General features: G+C 61.5%; 26 protein-coding genes and 1 tRNA gene. 15 read left to right on the plus strand and 12 right to left on the minus strand.

What is annotated here, in order from left to right:
• Positions 1 to 61: 61 nt before the first annotated feature.
• The 12 genes from I2488_RS11925 (at position 62) to I2488_RS11980 (ending at position 11,906) form a co-directional block, all read left to right on the plus strand.
• Positions 62 to 2,092: a Druantia anti-phage system protein DruA gene (locus I2488_RS11925; RefSeq protein ID WP_343071057.1), complete on the plus strand. Its 2,031-nt coding sequence runs from the start codon at positions 62 to 64 to the stop codon at positions 2,090 to 2,092.
• A 229-nt stretch (positions 2,093 to 2,321) separates the two neighbouring features.
• Positions 2,322 to 3,305 (plus strand): P-type conjugative transfer ATPase TrbB, encoded by a 984-nt coding sequence (gene trbB, locus I2488_RS11930; RefSeq protein ID WP_196276032.1) that lies wholly within the window; start codon positions 2,322 to 2,324, stop codon positions 3,303 to 3,305.
• Positions 3,302 to 3,634, plus strand: coding sequence for a TrbC/VirB2 family type IV secretion system protein (locus I2488_RS11935; RefSeq protein WP_196276033.1), 333 nt, complete (start codon positions 3,302 to 3,304; stop codon positions 3,632 to 3,634). Before trbB ends, I2488_RS11935 begins: the two co-directional genes overlap by 4 nt.
• The gene (locus I2488_RS11940; protein WP_196276034.1) at positions 3,634 to 3,909 is read left to right on the plus strand and encodes a VirB3 family type IV secretion system protein; all 276 of its coding nucleotides are present in this window, start codon (positions 3,634 to 3,636) and stop codon (positions 3,907 to 3,909) included. The genes I2488_RS11935 and I2488_RS11940 overlap by 1 nt, the downstream gene beginning before the upstream one ends.
• A 5-nt stretch (positions 3,910 to 3,914) precedes the next feature.
• Complete coding sequence (gene trbE, locus I2488_RS11945) at positions 3,915 to 6,386, plus strand: conjugal transfer protein TrbE (RefSeq protein ID WP_196276035.1); 2,472 nt, start codon at positions 3,915 to 3,917, stop codon at positions 6,384 to 6,386.
• A 5-nt stretch (positions 6,387 to 6,391) separates the two neighbouring features.
• Entirely contained in the window at positions 6,392 to 7,156 is a 765-nt protein-coding gene (trbJ, locus tag I2488_RS11950; RefSeq protein ID WP_196276036.1) for a P-type conjugative transfer protein TrbJ, read from the plus strand.
• A 4-nt stretch (positions 7,157 to 7,160) separates the two neighbouring features.
• Entirely contained in the window at positions 7,161 to 7,490 is a 330-nt protein-coding gene (trbK-alt, locus tag I2488_RS11955; RefSeq protein WP_196276037.1) for a putative entry exclusion protein TrbK-alt, read from the plus strand.
• A 1-nt stretch (position 7,491) separates the two neighbouring features.
• Positions 7,492 to 8,808 carry a P-type conjugative transfer protein TrbL gene (gene trbL / locus I2488_RS11960; protein ID WP_196276038.1) on the plus strand — a complete coding sequence of 439 codons (1,317 nt, stop codon included), beginning with the start codon at positions 7,492 to 7,494 and terminating at the stop codon, positions 8,806 to 8,808.
• Between the two features lie 5 nt (positions 8,809 to 8,813).
• On the plus strand, positions 8,814 to 9,497 hold the full coding sequence (gene trbF, locus I2488_RS11965; RefSeq protein WP_196276039.1) for a conjugal transfer protein TrbF: 684 nt from the start codon (positions 8,814 to 8,816) through the stop codon (positions 9,495 to 9,497).
• On the plus strand, positions 9,494 to 10,501 hold the full coding sequence (gene trbG / locus I2488_RS11970; protein WP_196276040.1) for a P-type conjugative transfer protein TrbG: 1,008 nt from the start codon (positions 9,494 to 9,496) through the stop codon (positions 10,499 to 10,501). The genes trbF and trbG overlap by 4 nt, the downstream gene beginning before the upstream one ends.
• Positions 10,498 to 11,682, plus strand: a complete 1,185-nt coding sequence (locus I2488_RS11975) for a TraB/TrbI/VirB10 family type IV secretion system protein (RefSeq protein WP_196276041.1) — start codon at positions 10,498 to 10,500, stop codon at positions 11,680 to 11,682. Before trbG ends, I2488_RS11975 begins: the two co-directional genes overlap by 4 nt.
• Positions 11,679 to 11,906 (plus strand): DUF2274 domain-containing protein, encoded by a 228-nt coding sequence (locus tag I2488_RS11980; protein WP_196276042.1) that lies wholly within the window; start codon positions 11,679 to 11,681, stop codon positions 11,904 to 11,906. The genes I2488_RS11975 and I2488_RS11980 overlap by 4 nt, the downstream gene beginning before the upstream one ends.
• Here the strand turns inward: I2488_RS11980 and I2488_RS11985 are convergent.
• The 11 genes from I2488_RS11985 to I2488_RS12035 all read right to left on the minus strand — a co-directional run bounded on the left by I2488_RS11985 (position 11,894) and on the right by I2488_RS12035 (position 22,747).
• On the minus strand, positions 11,894 to 12,790 hold the full coding sequence (locus I2488_RS11985) for a LysR substrate-binding domain-containing protein (protein ID WP_196276043.1): 897 nt from the start codon (positions 12,788 to 12,790) through the stop codon (positions 11,894 to 11,896). The two genes, I2488_RS11980 and I2488_RS11985, sit on opposite strands and share 13 nt — an antisense overlap.
• Positions 12,791 to 12,792: 2 nt before the next feature.
• Positions 12,793 to 13,431 (minus strand): CoA transferase subunit B, encoded by a 639-nt coding sequence (locus tag I2488_RS11990; RefSeq protein ID WP_196276095.1) that lies wholly within the window; start codon positions 13,429 to 13,431, stop codon positions 12,793 to 12,795.
• Entirely contained in the window at positions 13,431 to 14,138 is a 708-nt protein-coding gene (locus I2488_RS11995; protein WP_196276044.1) for a 3-oxoacid CoA-transferase subunit A, read from the minus strand. Before I2488_RS11995 ends, I2488_RS11990 begins: the two co-directional genes overlap by 1 nt.
• Entirely contained in the window at positions 14,135 to 14,818 is a 684-nt protein-coding gene (maiA, locus tag I2488_RS12000) for a maleylacetoacetate isomerase (protein ID WP_196276045.1), read from the minus strand. Before maiA ends, I2488_RS11995 begins: the two co-directional genes overlap by 4 nt.
• 88 nt (positions 14,819 to 14,906) lie before the next feature.
• On the minus strand, positions 14,907 to 15,908 hold the full coding sequence (locus I2488_RS12005; RefSeq protein WP_196276046.1) for a fumarylacetoacetate hydrolase family protein: 1,002 nt from the start codon (positions 15,906 to 15,908) through the stop codon (positions 14,907 to 14,909).
• Positions 15,905 to 16,453 carry a VOC family protein gene (locus I2488_RS12010; protein ID WP_196276047.1) on the minus strand — a complete coding sequence of 183 codons (549 nt, stop codon included), beginning with the start codon at positions 16,451 to 16,453 and terminating at the stop codon, positions 15,905 to 15,907. Before I2488_RS12010 ends, I2488_RS12005 begins: the two co-directional genes overlap by 4 nt.
• A complete protein-coding gene (locus I2488_RS12015) occupies positions 16,450 to 16,662 on the minus strand; it encodes a DUF2783 domain-containing protein (RefSeq protein WP_196276048.1) in 213 nt (70 codons plus the stop codon). Before I2488_RS12015 ends, I2488_RS12010 begins: the two co-directional genes overlap by 4 nt.
• Positions 16,659 to 18,272 (minus strand): FAD-dependent oxidoreductase, encoded by a 1,614-nt coding sequence (locus tag I2488_RS12020; RefSeq protein WP_343071058.1) that lies wholly within the window; start codon positions 18,270 to 18,272, stop codon positions 16,659 to 16,661. Before I2488_RS12020 ends, I2488_RS12015 begins: the two co-directional genes overlap by 4 nt.
• 5 nt (positions 18,273 to 18,277) lie before the next feature.
• Positions 18,278 to 19,237 (minus strand): MBL fold metallo-hydrolase, encoded by a 960-nt coding sequence (locus I2488_RS12025; protein ID WP_196276049.1) that lies wholly within the window; start codon positions 19,235 to 19,237, stop codon positions 18,278 to 18,280.
• A 72-nt stretch (positions 19,238 to 19,309) separates the two neighbouring features.
• Positions 19,310 to 21,667, minus strand: coding sequence for a TonB-dependent receptor (locus tag I2488_RS12030; protein WP_196276050.1), 2,358 nt, complete (start codon positions 21,665 to 21,667; stop codon positions 19,310 to 19,312).
• Between the two features lie 102 nt (positions 21,668 to 21,769).
• Positions 21,770 to 22,747: an AraC-like ligand-binding domain-containing protein gene (locus tag I2488_RS12035; RefSeq protein WP_196276051.1), complete on the minus strand. Its 978-nt coding sequence runs from the start codon at positions 22,745 to 22,747 to the stop codon at positions 21,770 to 21,772.
• Between the two features lie 148 nt (positions 22,748 to 22,895).
• On the opposite strand from I2488_RS12035, the gene I2488_RS12040 reads away from it, so the two are divergent.
• Complete coding sequence (locus I2488_RS12040) at positions 22,896 to 23,900, plus strand: carbon-nitrogen hydrolase family protein (RefSeq protein ID WP_196276052.1); 1,005 nt, start codon at positions 22,896 to 22,898, stop codon at positions 23,898 to 23,900.
• A 33-nt stretch (positions 23,901 to 23,933) separates the two neighbouring features.
• Positions 23,934 to 24,953 (plus strand): phenylacetaldoxime dehydratase family protein, encoded by a 1,020-nt coding sequence (locus I2488_RS12045; protein ID WP_196276053.1) that lies wholly within the window; start codon positions 23,934 to 23,936, stop codon positions 24,951 to 24,953.
• 426 nt (positions 24,954 to 25,379) lie between these two features.
• Here I2488_RS12045 and I2488_RS12050 read toward each other — a convergent pair.
• A tRNA-Gly gene (locus I2488_RS12050) sits at positions 25,380 to 25,454 on the minus strand.
• A 206-nt stretch (positions 25,455 to 25,660) separates the two neighbouring features.
• Between I2488_RS12050 and I2488_RS12055 the strand changes: the two genes are divergently transcribed.
• Positions 25,661 to 26,557, plus strand: a complete 897-nt coding sequence (locus I2488_RS12055) for a tetratricopeptide repeat protein (RefSeq protein WP_196276097.1) — start codon at positions 25,661 to 25,663, stop codon at positions 26,555 to 26,557.

Genomic DNA, 26,557 nt, shown 5'->3' on the forward strand with positions numbered 1-26,557 from the left:
GCGCAATTTGCGATACGGAGCGGGGCCGCCAGCGCGGCCCCAATCTGTATCTGGAGGCTGGGTGTCCGCGAGCAAACCTACATTTGAACCAACGCGGTCGCGGGCCTTTTCTCCCTTCCTTGCGCCGAGCGAACATCAGCGCCTTCAGCAGGTTATTGACTTCACGGGTACGCCAGCCCCTGGCTTCGCCGATGAATTGCGCGCGCTTGCGCGCCGTTTTGTCGATGATGGCGATAGCCTGAAACTACGTGCGATCTGCCTTCTTCTGGCGGACCTTTTTGAGCAGGGCTGGTCTGTCAGCACCGGCAACGACGGCGGCTTCCGTTTTCAACCGCCTGGCCTTGCGCGCGGCGCTGCGGAGACCGTCGAAGACATCAAGGTGCGTGTCCGTTTAACCATGCAGGCGGCCCGTTCGCGCCAACTTGCCGAGCCGTCGGTGCGGGCGTTCCTGGAACGCACCGAGAAGCGTCGCATTCGCCATGGCATCAAAGGGGCCGTGATTGATCTGATCGACGATGGAGCCGCGCTTGCAAGCGAACTCACGAAGATTAGCGATCTCCCGTTCGAGGACCAGGACGCCGCGCTAGCTGGTCTCGTCGATCCAGTGATCGAGGTCTGTGAAGCCGGGCGGCACTGTGCTGATACGGGACTGCCGCTGATCGATATTTGGCGTTATTTCCGCCACACTTGGGCGCATGAATATCGGTCAATCCCAGGTCGGCAGATGCTCGTATTGATACGCAATGCTGCCCGGCCCAACCGGCCGATCATGGGCATCGCAATGCTTGCAAGTCCGGTAATGCGGCTTACCGCGCGCGATCAATGGATCGGCTGGTTGCCGGAAAGCGCGAAACAACTCTATGAGCAGGGTTGCTGGACGGCAACTGCCTTCGCGCAGGCTCTCTGGAACCGGCTGCAGGCCTCAATCGATGAAATTCGATGGGACGATCTGGCGAGCAGGGCAGAGATTCGGTCTCCGAGTGAAGCGGTCGTGTTCCGTTTGGAGCAACGCGCAGCTGGCGCTGCGGCTGCGCGCGAAGCCGAATTGAAGGTCCATTTCGAGACGGAGCGTGGCTTAGGTGACGCCGTTCGCCCTCATCGGGGAAAGGTCAGATCCGTAACTACGGGTGCTGACTGGCTGGACGCCTCGAACGACCTTCTTTTTGTGCGCAAGCGCGCTGAAGGTCTGGCGAAGCTTCTCTTCGCTAAACATGTGTTTCAGGCAGCCAAGCTGAAACGGGCCCCGGCACAGGCGCTGAAGTCACTCTTTGAAAGTCGAGACGGGAAGCGCGCGCTCGACACCGTGCTGGCTGAGTTTCGTAAGGCCGGCCTATCAAGCGAAGTTGCGGACGTCAGCATCTGCGGCGCCGTCCACCCGTATAACGAGTTGCTGTCCGGAAAACTGGTCGCCCTGCTGCTCGCCTCGCAGGAGGTGCGGGATGCCTATGCACACCGCTACGGTGGCCAGATCAGCATCATCGCGTCGCAGATGGCCGGTCGGCCAATAGTCAAATCCGCTAATCTCAAGCTGATTACAACAACCAGTCTCTATGGTGTGGGGTCGAGCCAGTACAACCGGCTAGTCCTCCGCGCGGCCGACCACGACGGGCTTCACCATGACCTGCGCTGGGGCGCAATTGGCAAGAGCCTAACTGGCGGCTTCGGCACGCTACATCTCGGACAAGAAACCGCCCAGGCACTTAGAGCAATGGCTTTCGAGCGCCACGATGCACGGCGAGTGAATAATCGCTTCGGCGAAGGCACGAGCCCGCGGCTACGGCAAATCCGCGAGGGGCTCGATGCACTCGGAATAAAGAGCGACTCCATCCTGCATCATGCAACGCCGCGGATTTTCTACGGCTGTGAACTGGTCGCCGGCGCGCGCGATGCGCTTTTGGGTCTCGACAGCGGCGATGGCGCGGCTCCCAGCGTAGCAGTGATTGCCAAGGCTTGGCGGAAGCGCTGGCTGACAAAGCGCATCCGGCGCGAGGAAACACGAATGGCATTGGCGCGGCTGGGGCCGGTTAGCGTTCGCGCTAGCCTTCATGCCGATCCCGATGGGCAGTTTCGGCTGCCTATCGACCCTGCTTAGGCGCACTTTCATAACCTACGGCCGCGGGATGCTTTGACCACCTCAAGGCGGACTGTCCGGATCGTCCAACATTTCCGAAGCAGCAAGTTCCAACTTCGCCAGCGCTTCTGACTTTTCGCCAGCTTACTCCGGCCGCAAAAAGCTGTTGCGTGACTACAGATTGATGTCTCCTTGATCTGCCTCGCGAGCGCAGCCGGTGGTCGGCTGCCTCGCCTCCGCGAGGCAATTAATGAGCGTCATTCCGATCCAGTCGCAAGCATCGTCGCGTGGAGCGCGCATGCTGCGCACGGCACTCGGACCCGAGATCGCCGCCTGGCTTGAGGATGCCTCGGTAATCGAGGTCATGCTCAATCCCGATGGTCGGTTGTGGATCGACCGGCTTGGCGCCGGGATTGCCGATACGGGAAGCGGAATGTCCGCTGCCGATGGCGAGCGGATCATCCGCTTGGTCGCGCATAATGTTGGGGCGGAGGTTCACGCCCGCGCCCCACGGGTCTCGGCCGAGTTGCCCGAAACGGGGGAACGGTTCGAAGGGCTCTTGCCGCCGGTGGTAGCCGCACCGAGCTTTGCCATCCGCAAGCCCGCGGTCGCGGTGTTCACGCTTGATGACTACGTTGCCGCTGGGATCATGCCGCAATGGCAGGCCGATGCGCTTGTGCGCGCGGTCGTTGCCCGCAAGAACATCCTCGTCGCCGGCGGCACTTCGACCGGCAAGACGACGCTCACCAACGCGCTGCTCGCCGAGGTCGCCAAGACGGACGACCGGGTCGTCCTCATCGAGGACACCCGCGAATTGCAATGCGCCGCGCCCAATCTCGTGTCGCTGCGAACCAAGGACGGGGTCGCCTCGCTCTCCGACCTGGTCCGCTCGGCCCTGCGCCTGCGGCCCGACCGCATACCTATCGGCGAAGTGCGCGGCCCGGAGGCGCTCGATCTTCTGAAGGCCTGGGGCACCGGTCATCCCGGCGGCGTCGGCACGATCCATGCTGGCTCGGCGCTCGGCACGCTGCGGCGGCTTGAGCAGCTGATCCAGGAGAGCGTGGTGACCGTCCCGCGCGCCCTGATTGCCGAAACCATCGACGTCATCGCCGTGCTCATCCGCGATGGCACCGGTCGGCGCCTGGCTGAGCTCGCCCAAGTCGCCGGGCTCGAGGCCCACGGCGACTACCGCATCCTCCCTCTCACCCCAGCACCCCAAGGAGACTGCTCATGACCCATTCCCTTAGTCGCGCCCGCGGCCGGCTCTCCGGCGCCATTGCCTGCGGCTTTGCCCTGCTCGCAGTCAGCACGCCCGCCCACGCCGCCGGATCATCAATGCCGTGGGAGGCGCCGCTCCAGTCGATCCTCGAATCAATCCAGGGTCCGGTCGCCAAGATCGTCGCGGTGATCATTATCATCTCGACCGGCCTCGCACTCGCTTTCGGCGACACGTCGGGCGGCTTCCGGCGCCTGATCCAGATCGTGTTCGGGCTCTCGATCGCCTTTGCCGCTTCGTCCTTCTTCCTGTCGTTCTTCTCGTTCGGCGGCGGGGCTCTGGTCTGATGGACGCCGTGCCGCCCGAAGCTGTCCCTGGCTACGTGGCCCCGGTCCACCGCGCGCTGACCGAGCACATCCTGCTCGGCGGCGCGCCGCGCGGGCTCGCGATCGTCAACGCGACACTGGCCGGCGCGATCGGGCTGGGCCTGCGCCTCTGGATCGCCGGACTCGTGATCTTCGCGCTCGGCCACATGGTCGCAATCTGGGCGGCACGGCGCGATCCGCAATTTGTCGACGTCGCGCGCCGGCACCTGCGCTTTCCCAATTACATGAGGGTCTGACAGCCATGCTTTCGCTTCGCGAATACCGGAACAAGGCTGACCGGCTTGCTGACTTCCTGCCCTGGGCGGCGCTGATCGCCCCCGGGGTGGTGCTCAACAAGGACGGCAGCTTCCAGCGGACTGCGCGGTTCCGCGGTCCCGACCTCGACAGCGCCACGCCCGCCGAACTGATCGCGACGACTGCGCGGCTCAACAGTTCGCTCCGGCGCCTTGGGTCGGGCTGGGCAATTTTCGTGGAAGCGGTGCGCCGTCCCGCACAGGACTACCCCGATAGCGACTTCCCCGACCCCGTCTCGGCCTTGATCGAAGAGGAACGCGCCGCGCAGTTCGCCGAAGAAGGTGCGCATTTCGAGAGCGCCTACTTCCTCACGTTGTGCTGGATGCCGCCGGCCGAAGACGCGGCTCTCGCGGAAAGCTGGCTTTACGAGGGCAAGGCCGAGAAGGGCATCAACCCGCACGATCTGCTCGATAGCTTCACAGATCGGACCGATCAGCTCCTGCGCCTGATCGACGGTTTTGTCCCCGAAGTTCGCTGGCTCGATGACGGCGAAACGCTGACCTACCTCCACAGCTGCATCTCGACCCGCAGCCACCGGGTTCGCGTCCCGGAAACCCCGATGCACCTCGACGCGCTGCTAGCCGATGAGCCTCTGACCGGCGGGCTCGAGCCGCGTCTCGGCCACGCCCACCTGCGCACCCTGACCGTCGTTGGCTTTCCGAGCGCCACATTCCCTGGCCTCCTCGATGAACTCAATCGCCTGGCTTTCGCCTATCGCTGGTCCACCCGGGCGATCATGCTCGACAAGACCGACGCCGCCAAGCTGCTCGGCAAGATCCGGCGCCAGTGGTTCGCCAAGCGCAAGTCGGTCGCTGCGATCCTGAAGGAGGTGATGACCAACGAGGCCTCGGTGCTGGTCGACAGCGATGCCTCAAACAAGGCCGCCGATGCCGATGCGGCGCTGCAGGAACTCGGCGCGGATCACGTCGGGCAGGCCTACGTCACCGCGACCGTCACCGTGTGGGACGCGGATCCCGCGCTCGCGGCCGAGAAGCTCCGGCTTGTCGAGAAGGTGATCCAGGGCCGCGATTTCACCGTGATCGCCGAGGGCATGAACGCGATCGAAGCCTGGCTCGGCTCGCTGCCCGGCCACCTCTACGCCAATGTCCGGCAGCCGCCGATCTCCACCCTCAACCTGGCCCACATGATCCCGCTCTCTGCGGTGTGGGCCGGGCCGGAGTGGGATGATCATTTCCGCGCGCCGCCGCTCTTCTACGCCCGGACCGATGGCTCGACCCCGTTCCGCTTCGCGCTCCATGTCGGCGACGTCGGGCATACGCTGATCGTCGGCCCGACCGGCGCCGGCAAGTCGGTGCTGCTGGCTCTCATGGCGCTCCAGTTCCGGCGCTATGACCAGGCACAGGTCTTCGCCTTCGATTTCGGCGGATCGATCCGCGCGGCGGCGCTCGCCTGCGGCGGCGACTGGCAGGATCTGGGCTCCAGCCTTGCCGACGAGAGCGCCGGTGTGGTGCTGTTGCAGCCGCTGGCGCGGATCAACGAGCATGCAGAGCGCAACTGGGCCGCAGAATGGCTACAGGCGATCCTCAACGCCGAGGGCGTGACCGTCGACCCGGTCACCAAGGAACATCTCTGGTCGGCGCTGACCTCGCTCAGCACGGCGCCCATTGCCGAGCGCACGCTCACGGGCCTCGCGGTCCTCCTCCAGTCGCAGGCGCTCAAGCAGGCGCTCGCGCCTTATTGCATTGGTGGTCCTTTCGGCCGGCTGCTCGACGCCGAGGTCGAACACCTCGGCAAGACCCGCTTTCAGGCGTTCGAGACCGAAGGCCTGACCGGCTCCGCCGCCGCGCCCGCCGTGCTCTCCTACCTGTTTCACCGCATCGAGGGCCGCCTCGACGGATCACCCACAATGATCATCATCGATGAAGGCTGGCTCGTGCTCGACAGCCCCGCTTTCTCAGCGCAGTTGCGCGAGTGGCTGAAGACGCTGCGCAAGAAGAACGCCAGCGTCGTCTTCGCCACGCAGAGCCTCGCAGACGTGGAGACTAGCGCGATCGCGCCGGCCATCATCGAAAGCTGCCCCACCCGCATCTTCCTGCCCAACGAACGCGCTGTGGAGCCGCAGATCCTATCGATCTACCGCCGGTTCGGCCTCAACGACCGGCAAATCGAGATCCTCGCGCGGGCGACGCCCAAGCGAGACTATTACTGCCAGTCAGCCCGCGGCAATCGCCTGTTCGAGCTGGGTCTCGGCGAGATAGCGCTCGCCTTCACGGCGACCTCTTCGAAGACCGATCAGCTGACCATCAGCGAACTGACCGAGGCCAATGGCACCGACGGTTTCGCGCGGGCGTGGCTACGCCATCGCGGCCTCGCCTGGGCCGCCGACATGCTGCCCGTCCCTCGATCCGTTCCCCCAGCCCGAAGCCCCAATCCCCCTTCGGGCCAACCGAAGGAGTGATGACCATGAAGTCCCACCGGTTTTCCCATGCGATGGCGGCAGGCGCCGCGCTGCTATCGCTGACCGCGACGGCGCTGGTGCCCGCGCCGGCCTACGCGCAGTTCGGCTTTGGCGGGATCGTCTACGATCCCACCAACTACGCGCAGAATGTGCTGACCGCCGCCCGCACGCTCGAGCAGATCAACAACCAGATCCGCCAGCTGCAGAACCAGGCCACGTCGCTGATCAACGAGGCGCGCAATCTCGCAAGCCTCCCGACCAGTGTCCTCGCGCCGCTCCAACAACAGATCCGCCAGACCCAGCAGCTGCTCGGCCAGGCGCAGCGGATGGCCTACGACGTCCAGCAGATCCAGACCGAGTTCGCGCGCCAGTACAAGTCCATGGACCTGACCGCGCCGCAGCGCGCGATGGTCGAAGGTGCCGAGAGCCGCTGGCAGAACAGCGTCGCCGCCTTCGAGGACGCGCTCAAGGTCCAGGCCGGCGCGGTCGCCAACATCGAGGGAACGCGCAGCGCGGTGACCGATCTCGTCAGCGCGAGCCAGTCGGCGACCGGTGCGCTGCAGGCCGCCCAGGCCGGCAATCAGCTTCTCGCCGTGCAGTCGCAGCAGCTCGCCGACCTCATCGCCAGCGTCACCGCGCTCGGCCGGGCGCAGACGCTCGATGCCGCCAACGGCGCTGCAGCCAAGGCGCAAGCCCGCGAACAACTGCGCCGGTTTCTGACGCCCGGCCGCGGCTACGTCGCAACTTCTGTCCAGATGTTCCGGAACTGAGCCGATGGACACCAAGCTCTTCGCGCGGATCGGAGCCGTGGCTTTCGTCGCCATCGCGCTCACCATGACCGCGCTCCAGCTGCGCGAAGAGCCTGTGGCGCCCCCGCCCGAGATCGCCATGACCGTCGAGCCCAGGGTGGACCCGCTGCCCGCGACGCTCCGACAGTGCGCGGCATCAGGCGAGCAGGCGCTTGCGCCCCCGCTTTGCCGTGCCGCCTGGGTAGAAAAGCGGCGGCGGTTCCTGGGGCAAGCCCCGAGCGATCCTGATCGGACCATGTCGGCGAGCGCAATGGCCTCGGCATCCGCCCAATCCCAACCTGGAATCGGAGAGTAGCATGGGTGGCACCGGCGTCGTCGACCGCTTCCTCGACATCTTCTCCCGCTACATCGACAGCGGATTCGGCCTGCTCCACGGCGAGGTCGCGTTCATCGCGACCACGCTGATCGTCATCGACGTGACGCTCGCGGCGCTGTTCTGGTCGTGGGGCGAGAACGACGATGTCATCGCCCGGCTCGTCAAGAAGACCCTGTTCGTCGGCGCCTTCGCCTACATCATCGGCAACTGGAACAACCTCGCCCGGATCATCTTCGAGAGCTTCGCAGGCCTGGGTCTCAAGGCCAGCGGCACGGGCTTCTCGACCGCCGAACTCCTGCAACCGGGCCGGGTCGCGCAGGTCGGACTCGATGCCGCGCACCCGCTGCTGGATTCGATCTCGGACCTCATGGGTTTCGTCAGCTTCTTCGAGAACTTCCTCCAGATCGTGATCCTGCTGGTCGCGTGGGCGATCGTGATCATCGCCTTCTTCATCCTCTCGATCCAGCTGTTCATCACGCTCATCGAATTCAAGCTGACTACGCTCTGCGGCTTCGTGCTCATCCCCTTTGGCCTGTTCGGCAAGACCGCCTTCATGGCCGAGCGCGTTCTTGGAAACGTCATCTCCTCCGGTATCAAAGTGCTGGTCCTCGCGGTAATCGTGGGGATCGGCTCAACGATCTTCTCCGAGTTCACCAGCGCGATTACTGGCGAGCCGACCATCGAAGACGCGCTCTCGATCGTGCTCGCGAGCCTCGCTCTGCTCGGCCTCGGCATCTTCGGTCCCGGCATCGCCAATGGCATCGTTTCCGGCGGCCCGCAGCTGGGCGCAGGCGGCGCCGCCGGAACCGCGCTGCTCGCTGGCGGTGCGGCCGCGGGCGCGGTCGCAGGCGCCCGCATTGCGGGCGGCGCCGTGGCCAGCGCTGCCTCCAACGTTGCCCAAGGCACCTCCCGTGCCGCAGGCGGGGCGACCATGGCTTATGCCATGGGCTCAGCCGGCAAGTCCGGTGCAGCAGCAGTCGGGTCTGGGATGGCAGCCGCCGGCGAGGCCGCCATTGGTGCAGCGGCATCGCCGCTCCGCAATGCCGGCAGTTCCCTGCGCCAGTCGTTCCGCGACGGCAGCCGCGCCGCCGTCACCAACATGGGTGGCAGCATCACCTCCGGACCGAACACCCCGCCAACGCCGCCGGAAGGCGCCGATCAGGGACAGCCTGCCTGGGCCAAGGCGATGAAGGACCGCCAGACCCTGACGCACGGCGCCACGATCGCGGCTCACACCCTGAAGGCCAGCGACGGCCACGGGGGCGGCGCTTCCATCGACGTTAGCGAAAAGGACTGACAGGCATGTTTCGACGCCCCTCCATCCGTTACGGCAGGACGCCAGAACCCGAAACGCCGTACCAGCGCGCAACGCAGGTCTGGGATGACCGCATCGGCTCCGCCCGGGTCCAGGCACGCAGTTGGCGGCTCGCTTTCTTCGGCGCGCTCGGCCTTTCGACTTGTCTCACCGGCGGGATCATCTGGCAGGGCGCACGCGGTTCGATCGTTCCATGGGTTGTCGAGGTCGACAAGCTTGGAGCCGCGCAGGCCGTTGCCCCCGCCGACGTCGCCTACACCCCCAATGACCCGCAGATCGCGTTCCATCTCGCGCGGTTCATCGAGGAGGTCCGCTCCATTCCGGACGACCCCATCGTCGTGCGGCAAAACTGGCTCAGGGCTTACGACTTCGCCTCAGACAAGGGCGCCCTTGCGCTCAATGACTATGCGCGGACCAACGATCCCTTCGCCCTGATCGGCAAGGAACAGGTCGGCGTCGACGTCACCAGCGTGATCCGGGCCTCGCCGACGAGCTTCCGTATCGCCTGGGTTGAGCGCCGTTACCGAGACGGCAGCCTTGCCGACACGAGCCGCTGGACCGCGATCCTCTCGATCGTCGTCCAGCCCCCGCGCACCCCCGATGCCGTTCGCAAGAACCCGCTCGGCATCTTCGTCAACGCCATCAACTGGTCGAAGGAACTTGGATCATGATTGCAAATGCTCGCGGGGCACGCCGTGCCCTCGTGGCCGTGCTCGCAGCGAGCACGGCGCTCGCCGCGCCTGCGCTGGCGCAGGATCCTGCCGTGGCGGGTGCCGGCTCGCAGGCCAACTCGCCCGAACCGCAGATTGTCGCGATCCCGGTGCCGCTTCCGCTGCCCGGTCAACTCAAATCCCTTCCGCCGGCGGCTGCCCCCACCGCCGCGGGCCGCTCCCATCCATCCCAGGCTCGCCCCGCGCCGCGGGACAGGGTGGGAGCGGCGAATGAAGCAGCCCGGATCCAGCCCGAGCGCACCGGCTTCCTCAACGCGATCCAGCTTTATCCCTGGACCGAGGGGGCGCTTTATCAGGTCTACGCCAAGCCCGGGCAGGTCACAGACATCGCCCTGCAGGAGGGCGAGCAACTGGTTGGATCGGGGCCTGTCGCAGCGGGCGACACGGTGCGCTGGATGATCGGCGATACGGTCAGCGGCATCGGCACAACGGCCCGCGTCCACATCCTGGTCAAGCCGATACGTCCCGACATCGCCACCAACCTCGTGATCAATACGGACCGGCGCACCTATCACCTCGAACTTCGCGCCAACCCCTCGGTCTACATGGCCTCGGTCTCTTGGACCTATCCGCAGGACCAGCTTATCGCGCTCCGCCTCGCCCGCGCTGAAGCCGAGCGCGCCGCGCCCGTCGCCGCAGGCCTCGACCTCGCCAGCCTCAACTTCCGCTACACGATAGATGGCGACCGGCCGGACTGGCGCCCGCTGCGCGCCTTCGATGACGGCGTCCGCGTTTTCGTCGAATTTCCGGAAAGCGTCGCACAGGGCGAATTGCCGCCCCTGTTCGTGATCGGCGCGAAGGGTGAAGCCGAGCTCGTGAACTACCGGGTCGCCGGCCGCTACATGATCGTCGACCGCCTGTTTGCCGCCGCCGAACTGCGGCTTGGCGGCCGCAAGGGTCAGCAGACCGTGCGGATCACGGTCAATCGGCGGAGGCGGGCATGACCGATCTGGCCGTCAACGAGGGCACCGAACCTGCATCGGCCGACCCGGAGCATGCGGTCCGGCTTCGCGGCGATCCTCCGCGCGTGATGCGGCTGTCGCGCAAGGCGATCGGCATTGCGTCTGCCTGCGGCTTTGCCGTCGTCGGAGGCGCGCTGATCTATGCGCTGCAGCCGCAGGGGCGGAAGGACAACACCGAGCTTTATAACACCGACAAGCCTGCGGTTGCCGACAGCCTTGCAGATGCGCCCAAGGACTATGGCCAGGTCCCCAAGCTGGGTCCGCCTCTGCCGGGCGATCTCGGGCGTCCAATCCTTGATGCGCAGCGGCGCGGCGACATTGCCGCGCTGCCGCCTGCCGGGGCTTTGCCGCCGAACCCGCCGGTTGCGACCGCCGATGTTGCCCGCCAGCGCATGGTGCAGGAACGCGAAGCCGCGCGCGGCAGCCGTCTGTTCTTTGGCGGCAGCACCTCGAGCGCAGCTATGGCCGCCGCCGCCCCCGAGCCAAATCTACCAGCTGCGACGCCATCAGCCGCACCGCAGACTGAGGCCGTGCGCAAGCAGGCCTTTCTCGATCGGACCAGCGACCGGCGCACCGTTTCTGGCGAGCGACTGACGGGGCTCGCCGCCGCGTCGATCCTGCAGGCTGGCTCGGTCATTCCGGCGGCACTCATCACCGGAATCCGTTCGGATCTCCCCGGGTTCGTCACCGCGCAGGTAACGCAGAATGTTTACGACAGCCCGACCGGGCGTGTCCTGCTGATCCCCCAAGGGTCGCGTCTGATCGGAGACTACGACGCCGATGTCGCATTCGGGCAGAGCCGGGTGCTGCTCGCCTGGAACCGGCTGATCCTGCCAGATGGACGCTCGATCGTGCTCGAACGCCAACCCGCCTCCGATCCCTCCGGCTTCGCCGGCCTCCAGGATGGGACCGACTACCACTGGGGCAGCGTGTTCAAGGCTGCGCTGGTTTCAACATTGCTCGGCGCTGGTTCGGAAATGGGGGCTGGCAACGACAGCGATCTGACCCGCGCCGTCCGGCGCGGCACGAAGGACAGCATAACCCGCGCCGGCGAACAGATTGTCAGCCGCGAACTCAATGTGCGTCCGACCCTGACGATCCGGCCCGGCTTTCCGGTGCGTGTGCTAGTGACCCGCGACCTGGTGCTGGGAGGCGGGCAATGACGCGGCTAAAGCTGTCCGACCTTGCGGACGAGAAGCCAGTGAGGCTGACGGTCGAGGTGTCGGCACGGTTGCACCGGGAACTGCTGGCCTATGCCGCCGTCCTGAATGGCGGCGAAGCCAGAGGTGCGCCGGCCCCCGAGCGATTGATCGCGCCGATGATCGAGCGGTTCATTGCAACCGACCGAAGCTTCGCGAAATCCCGCCGCTCGGCTCAGCCTGGGTAGCGCTCCTCGATCAGTTTGAAAAAGCGCTGCAATGCCGGGTTTCCATTATCATCGCGCCAATAGAGCGCATATTCTAGCCGGGCAGGCCCCACAGGGTCATAGATCTCGCGGAACCTGAGCTCCGGCCAGGCGATGCCCTGCGAAGCTTCGGTGGCTATCGTGATGAAGCGTTTGGCCGTAACCATGCTCAATACGCTCTCAAGGCTTGTATCCTGGTATATGATGGCTGGCCGATAGCCTTGCTCGGTGAGGCGCGCGGAAAGTAGATAGCCCAAGATCGGACCAACTCCGGCGGTTGGAACTACGAACACCTCTCTGCGCAGGTCCTGCCAGTAAATCCGCTCTCGCTCTGCCAGGGCATGGTCGGGCAGCAGAACGGCAAACAATCGCTCCGACCATAACGGGCGAGACTTAACGCCGGAATCGACGACGCCAATGGGCGCGATGGCAACGTCGATCGTCCTGGATTGCAATCCGTGGAGGAGCTTTTCCGGACCCGCTTCAATACCGTCGAACTGGACGTCCGGAAAACGGGTCAGGTAATCGGTGAACGCAAGCTTGAGGTTGCCGGATGCCAATGGCGAGCAGTACCCGACGGCTATTCGTCCCTGCAGGCCATAGCTGACGTTGCGGGCTGTGGTCTGGAGGTTGTCGACATCAGTAACGATGCGACGCGCTTGTTCGATGAAGACACGGCCGTTTTCAGTCGGCTCTGCACCTCTGGTGGTACGTTCGAAAAGTTTGATGCCCAGCTGTTCCTCTAACTGCAAGACCCGTCGGCTAAGGGTTGACTGCTTCAGATTTAGCGCGGCTGCTGCTCGCGAGAAGCTCTGAGTATCTGCAGTCATTACCGCGTAACGGAGTTGTCGAAGTTCCACCGCCACAATCAGCCATTTGAAAAATTGGCAGGCGTGTACGCAATCAATTGTTCCATAGTCACCCCAGGAGCTAAATCGACCAGCCTGAAGAATGAACTGTGATCGGGGCGCTCAAACACCGCCCAATTGGTCACGATCATGTCGACGACGTTCGTACCAGTTAGCGGCAGGGTGCACCTTCGAACGAACTTCGGGCTGCCGTCCTTGGCACAATGCTCCATCACGACGATGATTTTCCGGACACCCGCTACGAGATCCATCGCGCCGCCCATGCCCTTGATCATCTTGCCGGGCACCATCCAGTTGGCGATGTCGCCGTTCTCGGCCACTTCCATCGCGCCCAAGACGGTCAGGTCGATGTGCCCTCCGCGGATCATCGCGAAGCTCTGCGCGCTGTCGAAATAGGCCGAATGCGGCAGTTCGCTGATCGTCTGCTTGCCCGCGTTGATGAGGTCGGGGTCTTCCTCGCCCTCCAACGGGAAGGGCCCGATGCCGAGCATGCCATTCTCGCTCTGCAGCGTGACGGTCATGCCTGCGGGAATGTGGTTCGCCACCAGCGTCGGGATGCCGATGCCGAGGTTCACATAGAAGCCGTCCTGAAGTTCGCGCGCGGCGCGGGCGGCCATTTGATCGCGAGTCCAGCCCATCACGCGGTCTCCTTCTGCCGCACGGTGTGGAACTCGATCTTCTTGACATAGGGCGCGCCCACGATCAGGCGCTGGACGTAGACGCCCGGCAGGTGGATCGCGTCGGGATCGAGGCTGCCTGTGGTAACGATCTCCTCGACCTCGACCACGCAGACCTTACCGCACGTCGCGGCGGGGACGTTAAAGTTGCGCGCGGTCTTGCGGAACACGACGTTGCCGGTCTCGTCCGCCTTCCACGCCTTGACCAGCGACAGGTCGGCGAAGATCCCGCGCTCCAGGATAAAGTCCTGGCCGTCGAAATTCTTCACTTCCTTGCCCTCGGCCACCAGCGTGCCGACGCCGGTCTTCGTATAGAAGCCGGGGATGCCGGCACCGCCCGCGCGCATCCGCTCGGCCAGCGTGCCCTGGGGGCAGAATTCCACCTCGAGCTCGCCGGCGAGGTACTGCCGCTCGAACTCCTTGTTCTCGCCGACGTAGCTGGCGATCATCTTCCGGACCTGCCGCGTGCGCAGCAGCTTGCCGATGCCCTCGTTGTCGATCCCGGCGTTGTTGCTGGCGAAGGTCAGCTCCTTCACCCCGCTGTCGCGGATCGCGTCGAGCAGCCGCTCGGGGATGCCGCACAGGCCGAAGCCACCGCAGGCGATCAGCAGGCCATCGCGCAAGAGGCCATCGAGCGCGGCCGTGGCATCCGGGTAGACCTTGTTCACTGTGCCAGATCTCGGTCATGCTGACTGTCTGGATGCGCAGCGATAACCCAGTCTAGCGGCTGAGCTGACAGAGCCACAGCCCTGATCCTAGGGTAGCTGTCGAGTGGGACTCCATACCGTTCGGCGGAATAGACCTGCGGGATCAAGTGGCAATCGGCGATAGTGAACTGATCGCCAAAACAATATTGGCCGCCATGTTCCGCAATCATCGCCTCTAGCGCGGTAAATCCCTCATTTATCCATGTTTCCATCCAATTCTGCACATGATCAGCGCTCGCGTTGCATTGATTGCGTAGCGCGTTCAGTACCCGCAAATTGTTCAGCGGATGGATATCGCATGCGATGGTCATGGCCATGGCACGCACTATCGCCCTTGCAGGTGGCTTGGGCGGAAGAAGGGCAGGCGAAGGAAATACCTCTTCAAGCCACTCGATTATCGCGCTGCTCTGCGTGAAAATGCGATCTCCGCATTGAACGGTCGGCACCAAGCCCATCGGGTTCAACGCGAGATAGTTGGCCTCGCGTTGCTGGCCGGTCCGCAGATTGTGCGCCACCTGAATGTAAGACAAGCGCTTGTACTCAAGCGCTAATCTTGTCCGAAAGCTGGTGCCAGAACGCCAGTAGCCGTGCAGCACGATGGGCGGCAAACCTGTTTGAACCAAATTGGCCGGAGCCTCCATGCTCAATCCTTCTTTCGGGCGGCTTTGAACTTCTCTGGATCTACGCGATCAATCGTCAGCAGCCTGCGCTCCTGACCTGTTGTTCCAATCAAGCGACTGATTGTTCGATGGCACCGAATATCGACCGGCCATCGGGACCGTTCATGGCGATCCTGACGCGATCACCAGACCGCATGAACGGAGTAAGTGGGCGACCATGGATGATGGTTTCTACCGTCCGCACTTCGGCCAGGCAGCTGTAGCCTAGTCCGCCCTGTGCGATTGGCTTCCCTGGCCCGCCATCGACATCGCGATTAGAGACAGTGCCCGAGCCAATGATGGTTCCAGCAGCAAGATTCCTTGTCTTCGCTGCGTGCGAAATCAAACGCCCAAAGTCGAAGGTCATATCGATCCCTGCATTGGCCCGACCTAATGGGGCACCATTCAGGTCAACCTCCAGAATTCCATGGAGCTTGCCGTCCCGCCACATGGGCCCGAGGGCGTCTGGTGTGACAAAGACTGGCGAAAAGGCACTCGCCGGCTTTGACTGAAAGAACCCGAAACCCTTCGCCAATTCATCGGGGATGAGACCGCGCAGGCTAACGTCATTGGTCAATCCGACCAGAATGATATGATCGCGTGCTGCATAGGGATCGATGCCCATAGGGACATCGTTCGTTACAACGACGATTTCGGCCTCCATGTCGCAACCCCAACATTCGTCTGCCAGAGGTATTGGGTCTCGGGGCCCCAAAAAGGCGTCAGAGCCGCCCTGATACATTAGCGGGTCATGCCAGAAGCTCTCAGGCATGGCGGCAGACCGCGCCTGCCGCACCAACGCGACGTGGTTCACATAAGCACTGCCATCGGCCCATTGATAAGCCCGCGGTAGTGGGGAGGAAACCGCCTGATCATCAAACCGCGACCGTTCAATGGTACCAGCTTCAAGGGCCAGTGAAAGGTCCAGAAGTCTTGGTTCGATCAATTCCCAGTTTTCGATCGCTGCCTGCAGTGTCGGACAGATTGTCTCGGCGCTGACGCACCAAACCAAATCGTCAGACACGACGACCAGCCGACCATCTCTCCCGCCCTTGAGTGAGCCGAGCTTCATGCGACCGCCCCTTCCTGATGAAGCCAAGAAGCATGCTTGGGCGCTCGCTTGGTGACGCTCCATTCCTGCAGCATGATTGGCGCTAGGCGCTCCAGCTCCGCATACTGATCCGCACTGCCGATGTTGCAGGCGAGCTCAAGCCGATGCCCGTTCGGATCGAAGAAGTAGATCGAACGGAATATGCCATGGTACGTCGGTCCCAAGACCTCGATACCAAGACCCTCCAAGTGGGTTTTCGCAGCCAGAAGGGCGGCTTCATCCTGGACTTCGAACGCTAGATGTTGAACCCAGGCGGGGGTGTTCTCATCGCGCCCCATCTGGGGCTGATTGGGGAGCTCGAAAAACGCCAGCACGTTGCCTCCGCCGCAATCGAGAAACACGTGCATGTATGGGTCAAACTCACCTGTCGAAGGGACATAGTCTTCGGCGAACGCGTTTGTGTATCGCATCCCGAGTGCGCGCTCGTAGAACGAAACAGTCTCCTTAGCCTCTCGGCATCGATATGCGACATGGTGAATCCGCTGAAGGGCGAATGGAGCGGTCACGAGGCAATTTCTCCCGTCATTGTGTCGAATTCCGCTGAAGCGATTAGCTTCAGCACAGTCTCAACATCAGAAATCTGGTTGATGAGCAGCAGAATCAGGCGCGCATTCAGCCTGAGGCTCTCCGCATCCGATCGGCCTCGGTGCAGATCTATCAGCTGCGCGTAGATCGTATCGGCGTCCGCCGTGCTAAGGATGTTCGCCTCGCTCACGCGCTCACTCCCTGGCTTGATCGCTTCAGCGCCGCTGTAAGATTGTCCGCGTCTGGTGTCCGAAACCTGGCTGCCACATACTGATCAGGGCGGATCAGATAAGCTGACCCTGGCCGCAGATCTAACCTTTCGATGGCGATTCGAGCGTTGGTCCGCGCTGCTAGATCGATGTGATCGACACCAAGGGGAGGGTCAAATTGCCCGCCGTTGCTCAAGATTACGAAGCGGCCCCCAAGCTTCTCCAACAGCCAACCTTCGTCGAGAGGTGCGTCAATGACCGGGTATCCAGATGCTACGCCACCCAACCAATCCCCTTCATCCGGGGAATTCAACGGACCATCCGGGTAGCCCACGGCGGTTGAAAGCCGCCCAGAGTTCACGAAGGCGCGTGCAAAATCTGACACGCCAGCCAAATCCAGAACGGCGTCCCGGAATGCAGTGCTCACTGCGCTTTTGGGCGTCAGAAAGTCGGTGGAGCGCGTCGAGTTGAGAATATTCTCATCTGCGGTGGTGATCGCTTCAATGTTATAGGTCTCGAGGAATTCTTCCGGCGCATCACCGCGCAGCACAAGATCCAGCTTCCAACCGAGATTGTCGATATCCGCGAGCCCACCATTGCAGCCTCGCGCACCAAATGGGGAGACGAGATGGGCGCTATCGCCTGCGAAGATCGCCCTGCCGTGCACGAACCGCGCCATCCGCCGGCATTGGAATGTGTAGACGCTGTACCATTCGCGTTCGAATTCAACATCGGCGCCGAGCATGGCCTTCACCAGCGGGTTGACGTTCTCCGGGCGGATGCAAGCTTCCCGGTCGATATCCCAGCCAAGTTGGAAATCGATCCGCCAGATGTCGTCTGGCTGCTTATGCAAAAGGACCGACTTTCCGGGATTGAACGGCGGGTCAAACCAAAACCAGCGCTCGGCAGGGAAATCCCCCTTCATGCGGACATCGGCAATGAGGAAATTGTCCTCAAAGACGCGTCCCTCGAAATCCAGGTCAAGTTTGTTGCGAATGGTGCTTTTGCTGCCGTCGCAAGCGACTAGCCATTCACATGTGATCTCATAGTCGCCACCTTCGGCCTTGACCCCAATTTTCGCTCCGCTGGCTGAGGTGCTGACATCAGTAACCTCGTGGCCCCATCGCACTTCGACATTGGGCAACTCACTGATCCGTCCGATCAACAAATCTTCGAGATAATATTGCTGGAGATTGATGAAACCCGGCATTTTCTGGTTTTTAACTGGCAACAGATCAAACTGATAAATCGGTTCTCTGCTGTCCTTCCAGAACACCTTACCGACGTTCCATGTCACACCACGTTCAACGGCCTGTCCTCCGACCTTGAGGCGGTCTAGGATATCAAGCGAGCGCTTGGAGAAGCAGATCGCCTTTGAACCGTCGGGAATGAAATCGAATTTGCCAATCACAAGCACTTCGTGACCGCGCTGCCCCAAATCTATCGCCAGAGCCAGTCCGACAGGGCCGGTCCCAACGATAACCACCCGGTGCTCACCCTTGTGAGTGGGCTTTGGCACAGGGGTTGGTTGGATTGAGCGCCAAACACGCACATTGCCGCGTGTTTCGATCGTGGATGAAGGACGAGCCACCGACCTTAGTCCTGCAACTGTGCCCAAACCAGCCGATCTAGATCCATAGTCCAGATTTCTGGCCAGTCCTTACCTTCGAATTCGTCCCACAGCCGCTTGACATCGAACGGGAGGCAATGCTCGAAAATCGGCCAGCGGCCGAACTTTGGTTCAAGCGCAGCATGGCATGCCAGGAACGCGTCCTTAAGTGTTCCGCCACGCTTGTGAACGGCACCGGTGTGCTCAATCATAGACTTCAGGAAGTCACGGGTTTGCTCAATCGCTGCGTCGCAGGCTGTCGCACCACGCGCGACTGCGCCACGGCCGCCGACCAGATTTTCCGGCCGGAAGGATTTCACTCGGTCGAGCGTTCCGGCAGACCAGTCAAAATGGAAGGCGTCACCAGTGTACAATGCCGCCTCAGCTTCCACGAGGTCGCCCGCGAATAGTGTTCTTGACTTCTCGTGCCATACGACGATGTCGCCCGCTGTATGGCCCCGCCCGCAGAAATGCAGGTCGATGTGTCCGCGGTCGCCGCCAAGACCAATACGCATATGTTCGTCGAAGACCTTCGTCGGGCGCGTGAGCCCCGGGATCCCATCGGGCTCCTTGAACAAACGAGGCATCCGCCCGAACTCGCTAGCCCAGTCCTGAAGACCTCGCTCCTCGATGAGGTCGCGCGTGGCAGAACTGGCAACGATCTGCTCGGCATCGAACGCACTCGCACCAAGAACTCGAACCGCATGATAGTGAGTCAGTATGAGATACTTGATTGGCTTATCCGTGTGTTCACGAAGCTTTGTGAGCCAGTCGCGCGCCGCCGCGGGGGTCGCACGCGCCTCGATGCAAACGAGGAAATCCTCGCCTTCGATCGCGCCGACATTCGGGTCGCCCTCTGCCGTCAAGGCATAGACGCCATTATCCAGCACCTCGAGTGTCTCGGTTTTGGCCGACATGTCAGCCGACGACGCAAATGGCTTCGCCATGATTTTTCCTCTGATTTTGGTTTAAGTGGGACGGCCGACCCGCTGACGGCCGTCCCCTAGATCCTGTCGGACCTAGTATTGGTAGCGAAGGGTCACGCCCCATTCGCGGGGTGGGTTGAAGTTGGCCTCATGGAAGCCAATTCCGAAGTTGGAGTCGCCGCTGACGATGTAGCGCTTATCGGTCAGGTTCTTGACGAAGCCGGTGATCGACCAACCCTTGTCTACATCATGATACCCGATCGACGCATTGATGAGGTGATAACCGGGCTGACGGAGGAAGATCGAATTCACGGAGTCGTTCTCGACCAGGCTCGAATACGACCAGTCGACACGGCTGCGGATCTCACCCGAATTGCCAACCTTCAGGGTGTGCGCCGCATATGCGTTGATCGACCATTCCGGTGTGTTCGGAAGACGGCTGTTCAGGGTCACTTGCTGGTCAGCTGCGACAAGTGGGTTGAGCGGCAAAACTGAGCGGTACTTTGCGTCGGTGTAACCTGCCGAGAAGCCCAGCTCGAGGCTGTCCAGTGGGAGTGCTGTGGCTTCCAGTTCGAAACCCTTGATTCGGGCTGAGCCTGCATTCCTGGTTAACGGCGCTCCGGAATCGTAGACCACCAACTGAATGTTCTTGTAATCAGACCAGAATGCCGCGGCATTAAGGCGAAGGCGGCGGTTGAGGCCTTCCCACTTGGCTCCGGCTTCCCAAGTGTTCAACTTCTCCGGCGCGAAGGGCACCACGGCCGGTACAGGGACAAGGTAACGGGTATTGAACCCTCCGCTTTTGAAACCTTGCGAATAGCTGAGATAGATCAGGGAGCGCGGCCCGAACTTGTAGTCAATCGACCCCTTGAACGCCGTGTTTTCGAATGTCTGACGTGAAGTGCCGGCCGGGAAGAAAGGCGTGAACGTTCCGACTGGTCCGAACACAGCCGCAGGGCCATTGAGAATCGCGCCGCCGTTGAGCGGAACTCGATACGCTTTCTTGTCCTTGGTATACCGAACGCCGCCAGTCACAGAGAGGGCATCGGTCAAAGCATATGTGCCTTGAGCATAAGCGGCGTAGCTCTTGTTGTTGACGTATGCGTAGTTATTCACCGTTCCGAAAAGAACCGGCAAATCTACGGTCAGAATATCGTGGCCGTTTTCATCGAAGTAGTACAGGCCACTTGCGAACTTTAACTTGTCGTTCAATGCCGATCCGGTGAGTTGGAGCTCCTGGCTGAACTGATTCTGCCCATAGTCAGAGTTTCGAGTGTGCGCGACAGCGAAGGGCGACCCATCAGCGTCACGCGAGAAGCGACCAGACGTCTCGCGATATGCGGTAATAGATTTGAGCTCGCCAAACCCAACATCAAGCGCCAGCGTCAGCGAGCCGCCCCAGATCTTTAGTGCGGTACCGTTCGGTCCCGTCGCGAAGGTCGTATCGAGATTAGGTGTGATGTAGCGAGCATCGTATGTATTGGGCGTGAGGTTTTGCAGGAAGGTCAATGTCGGCGCACCGGGAGGCACGGTCGTGGTTGACGTGATGACACCACCGGTCGCCACGTTGTAGCGATAGTCGGTCCGGGTCGATGAACCTGGCGCGAGGATGGAGATCCCGACAAGCTTACTGGCCGCGTTCTGCTCGTGCACCTCACCGTAATCGCCAGACAGGGTAGCCGTCAGATTCGAACCAAGCTTCGCTTCGATGGTGCCCCGAAGCGAAAACCGTTGCGTGTTGCCGAGAAGGCGGGAGTCGGCCAACCCCCTTACATATCCATCCTGATGCCTGAAGGATCCGACCCACTTGGACTTGACGGTGTCAGAAAGCGGCAAGTCGACGGTCAACATGCCATTGTACATGTTGCGACTGCCGGCTGTTGCCTCAGCTCTCACGCCAAACTTGTCTGCTGGACGCCTGCTGATCAAGCTGATCGCACCGCCGATCGTGTTGCGGCCAAAAAGCGTGCCCTGTGGGCCGCGGAGCACCTCGACGCGCTCAAGGTCAAGCACATCGAGTACGCCGCCCACCGAACGAGCCATGTAGACCCCATCGACGTAGGTGCCCACCCCCGGATCGGTGGTCAGCTGAAAATCGGTTTGCCCGACGCCACGAATGAAAACGATCGCGCCCGATGACACCCCGGAAACGGGGGCCGTCGTATCGAAGACGAGGTTGGGCGTGATGGATTGAAGGTTCGAAATGTTCGACGCACCCCGTGCCGAGAGATTATCTCCGGATACAGCAGTGATCGCGATCGGGGTGTTCTGCAGACCTTCGGCACGCTTTTGCGCCGTAACGACGATCTCCGCGAGGCCAGTTTCGCCCTGAGCCTCGGAAGACTGGGCTTCCTGAGCTGAAGCTTGGCAAGGTGCCAGCACAAGAGCGCTCAAGGCACCCCCGACAATCAGGCTGCGACGTAGATCTTCCCCAAATTTCGTAGTCTTCATTTCTGCCTCCCATATTGCCTTGCCGGGGAGGCCAGGCGGTTGACTGCCTGAACTAGGTCAGTTGGGAAAGCAGAATTGGTTGAGGTGGCACCTTACGTTGCCTTAAGCGGCATCGCCCCTTGATTTGCGCATTTCGCCGGGTGTCTTGGCAAACTTCAGCTTGAAGGCGCGGCTAAAATGCCCGGCATCCTTGAAGCCCCAATCGTATGCGATGGAGGTAACCGACCGATGCGCCAGGCGAGGATCCAAAAGGTCTAGCTTGGCGCGCTCCAAACGCCGCTGCCAAATCCATTCCGCTACACCGTGTCCCTTGGACTGAAATAGTTTGCGAAGGTAGCGTTCGGAAATGCCGTTGGCTGCAGCCACCTCTTCGCAGGTCAGGCCTGGATCGCCCAACCGATCATCGATGTAATGCAAAACTCGCCGTATCGTGAGTTCTTGAGATTCCGACACGCGATCTGCGGTGCGTCCACTAACGTTAGCCAGAGCGTGGGCCAGCAAATCTAGTGTGCTAGCCTGAACACGATCGAGGTTCTGCGCATCCAATTCCTCCAATTGATCAGCAGTTTGCGCGATCAACATTGATGCGAGGCGGCCAACGCCTGATCGACCACAAACACTAACAGCCGTCAAATTGTCCGCATCGAACAGCCGAGATGAAATCTGCGACCGCGGAATTTGCATGACCAGCTGCTCGAAGTCCTCTTCGAACACGAGTTCATACGGACGAGTGACGTCGTAGAGTGCAAAATCACCCGGCTCCAGGAGTGCCAGCCGCCCATCTTGGACCAGCCTGCCTTTTCCCTTCACCTGGAGGCTGACAAGGAAATGCTCGGCGCTTGACCTGGCGATCCGACTTTTGTCCCGTCTGACAAGATGACCGGTGGATGCCACTTGCGAGTATCGCAAATCGCCAAGAGTTCGTGATCCGATCCGGCCGTAAAATCGGTCTCTTTCTGCTGGGCGCAGCAATTCGCAACCAAGCTCGACAAACGCATCGCAAACGAGATCGCGCCAATACGGCAGGCGGTGCGAGGTCGGCACCGTGTCAGTGGTCAGCAGGGATAGGTTCCTTGCCATATGGCCGTTATCGCGCCGCTAACGGCAAATGTCACGGGCTCACAACAACGGGGCCGGTAGAGGCAAGAAGTTGGCCCCCTTCGGACAACGGTGCCGACTTCAATTGGGTAACAGGCAAGGTCAACATCCCCTTGGGAGAAGCGGAACAATGACCTACGCCCCATTCAAGGCTGCCTGTGTGCAGGCCGCCCCAGCCTACTTTGATCTCGATGGGGGCGTGAAGAAAACGATCGCTCTGATTAACGAAGCTGCCGATGCAGGCGCAAAGCTCATTGCCTTCCCTGAATGCTGGATCCCGGGCTATCCATGGTGGGCTTGGCTCGATGCACCGGCTGTGGGCATGCAATATGTTCAGCGCCACTTTGCCAACTGCATGACTGCAGACGGCAACGAAGTACAACAAATCGCGCAGGCCGCCATCGCGCGCGGAATCTATACTGTTCTGGGCTATAGCGAGCGAAAGGATGGCAGCCTTTTCATCGGTCAGATCCATATCGATCCATGGACCCGCACCATTACGCCCCGCCGCAAACTGAAGGCAACCCACACAGAGCGTACGATCTTCGGTGAAGGTGACGGTAGCGACTTCTTTGTTCGTGATACTCCGCTTGGTCGAATTGGCGCTCTATGCTGCTGGGAGCATCTCAATCCGCTGAACAAGCATGCGATGTTTGCTCAGAACGAGCAGATACATATTGGTGCTTGGCCAGGCTTCTCTCTGTACGCTGGCAAGGCATTTGCTCTCGGGCCTGAACTCAACACAGCCGTAAGCCAAGTTTACGCCGCAGAAGGGCAGTGCTTTGTTCTAGCCGCAACGACCTTGGTTACCCAAGAGATTCAAGATCTGATTTGTGACACGGGCTTCAAGCAGGAACTCTTGCCGATAGGTGGTGGCACTGCCCGCATATTCGGCCCTGATGGTAGTCCACTGGCCGACGCGCTTGCCGAAGATGCGGAAGGGTTGATCTACGCAGACATCGATCTCTCGATGATCAGCCTAGCCAAAGCAGCCGCGGACCCAACGGGGCATTATTCGCGTGCTGACGTTTTCTACCTAGTCGCAAACCGCACGCGGCGAAGCGCCATGGTTGAAACGCAGGCCCCTTCGGCCCCGCGCGACATTGCTATAGTAGATGAGGCTGAGCGCGATTGATGACCAGAGTATAGTCGGATCGGAGATTTGCCCATGCCCAAAAAGCAGCTTCCTGATGGTTGGGAACCACCGGTCCCGGCCTGGCAAACCGAGTATCCTGAAAGTGTCCGTGAAATCGTATTTGCTTACTTCGGCGCGCAGCGCCCTGAGGGTGCTAAACCGGGTGAATTCGTCTCTCAGCTTCGAGCATCAATACTGGGAAATCATGAGCCATCTTTTGTAACGCGTGCAACCTATGTCGATGCGACGAACTTTAGGAATGATGTGTTCATCGCCTACTGGCCGTCGCTAGAGGCGTACGAAGCTTGGTGGCGCACTTCCGAGTTTTCATCGTGGTGGTCGGCCGATAACCGCGTTTCTGAGGGCGAGGGCCTTTGGCGCGAAATTTACTCAGTCCGACCGCAGCGATTTGAAACGCTGTTTTCTAGCCGCAATCCGACCGGCGCGGCCGCACTGGGTTGTCCATTCGGAGAACCTGTGCGAGAGCACAATTACTGGGGCGGGATGCGAGATCGGATAGCCGACACGACACTTGCCAACGACAGCTTCGAACCATCTGGCGAACATACATCGGCAAGCTTAAGCGTTGAGGAATCTCGACGCCAAAGGATTCGCGTCGACCTTCCGGACAACATCTGCCTGATCCGGTCAGGTCAAGATTTCAGCCAGTGTGGGGCACAGGAACGCTCGACATACGAGGATGTCGTTCGACCACATCTTACGGCAGGAATGGCCTTCCTACGCGACAATCCCATAGAGTCGGGCTGCTTATCGTGCCGCCTGATGGATGAAGTAGACCTCGATGGCCAGTTCGCAGCCAAATCGTTCGGCCTTGCTGCATTCTCATCCCTGGCCCATCTTGAGAGTTGGGCAAAAAGTCATCCAAGCCACTTGGCGATCTTCGAGAGCTTTTTTCGAATGGTCGAAATGCGGGAAGGCAAGCTCGATCTGCGCCTGTGGCACGAGGTCCTGATCTTGGATGCTCAGGGTAGCTTATGTGAGTATGTGAATTGTCACCCGAACACCGGATTTCTACGCTGGTTTCGACCGTGATTGCGGATTGGCGCCGACGGCCCAGCTCTCTTAGCCAGCGCCTCTAACTCCGTTCGTCGCGCAAAGCGAAGAAGCCCAGATTGTTGCTGAGATCGCTAATAAGCCTTTGAGTGGCCAGCGTCGGCTTCTTGACTGACGCCTACGCTCCATCGTTGCATTGCTTCTCAGATGAGGCGGGCACCTTCAGTCCAGAGGGGGATTCGCTGCAATCCTCCGTCTTCGCGATTTGGTTGCTCGACAAACGTCCAATGAGCAGCAGTTCGGTCGAGCTCAGGGTGAAGTTAACACGCATATTTTCGATTCAACGCCGAAAAGGCACGACTCGACCCGCTTACATAGCGCTTACACAAAAGCGCATAAGCGAGGCTGTAAGCAAGCGCCACACCGTCGTGCTCAGCATATAAGAATGATTTCATTTGAAAAAACTGGAGCGGGCGAAGGGATTCGAACCCTCGACCCCAACCTTGGCAAGGTTGTGCTCTACCCCTGAGCTACGCCCGCTCGTGCGTTTCTGGCCGGTGGGAAAGTGCCCCGTCCGGCTGGGGTGTGGGCGCCTCTAACGGTGACTCGGAAAGAGCGCAACACCAAAAATGCATGTTCTGCGAAGTCTTTCGCAAAAGCCCCGATTCCCCTTGCCGAAGCGCCAAGCCTTCCCACATTGTGCGGCAAACCTGAAATCATCCGACCGGAGAAGCATCTTGGCCAGCATGGGGCTCAATCTCGACGAACAGAAGGCGGTAGACCGCTTCCGCAAGAACGTGGTCGAGCCGTCGATGACCAAGCTGGTGATTCTCGATTTCTGGGCGGAATGGTGCGGTCCGTGCAAGGCGCTGACCCCGGTGCTTGAAAAGGTTGCTGCCGAATATGCCGACAAGGGCGTGGTCCTCGCCAAGGTCAACGTTGACGAGGAACAGTTCATCGCCGCGCAGTTCCAGGTGCGTTCGATCCCCACAGTCTATGCGATGTTCCAGGGCCAGCCAGTGGCCGACCTCACGCCCGCACGCACCGAATCGCAGCTCAAGCAGTACCTCGACCAGATTCTCGCCAAACTGCCGGTTCAGGGCGGAGAGCCCGAGCAGGACGTGACGCCGCTGCTGGCCATGGGCGAGGAAGTTCTGGCCGAAGGCGATGGCGAACGTGCTGCGAGCATCTTTGCCCAGATCGTCGAGATCGCGCCCGACAATGCACAGGCCCACGCTGGCCTCGTCCGCGCGCTGATTGCGGCAGGGCAGAAGGACGAGGCGCAAGCTGTCCTCGATTCGCTCGATCCCAAGCTCGCTGCCGACCCGGCCCTGGCGCAGGCGCGCTCGGCGCTGGCGTTGGCCGAGGACGCGCCGGAAGAGGGTGAACTTGCCGCCCTGCGCGCTGCGGCGGCAGAGCGCCCCGCCGACATGGAAGCCCAGCTCGCCTTCGCCAACGGCCTCTATGCCGCAGGCCAGCGCGACGAGGCAGCAGCCAAGCTGCTCGCCATGATTGCCGCCGATCGCGAATGGAACGAAGGCGCCGCCAAGGCCCGCCTGCTGCAGATCTTCGAGGCGACGGGCCTTGAGGACCCATGGGTTTCGGCCACCCGCCGCAAGCTCTCCACCGTGCTGTTCGGCTGA

It is taken from the genome of Novosphingobium jiangmenense (assembly GCF_015694345.1).
Taxonomy (GTDB): Bacteria; Pseudomonadota; Alphaproteobacteria; order Sphingomonadales; family Sphingomonadaceae; genus Novosphingobium; species Novosphingobium jiangmenense.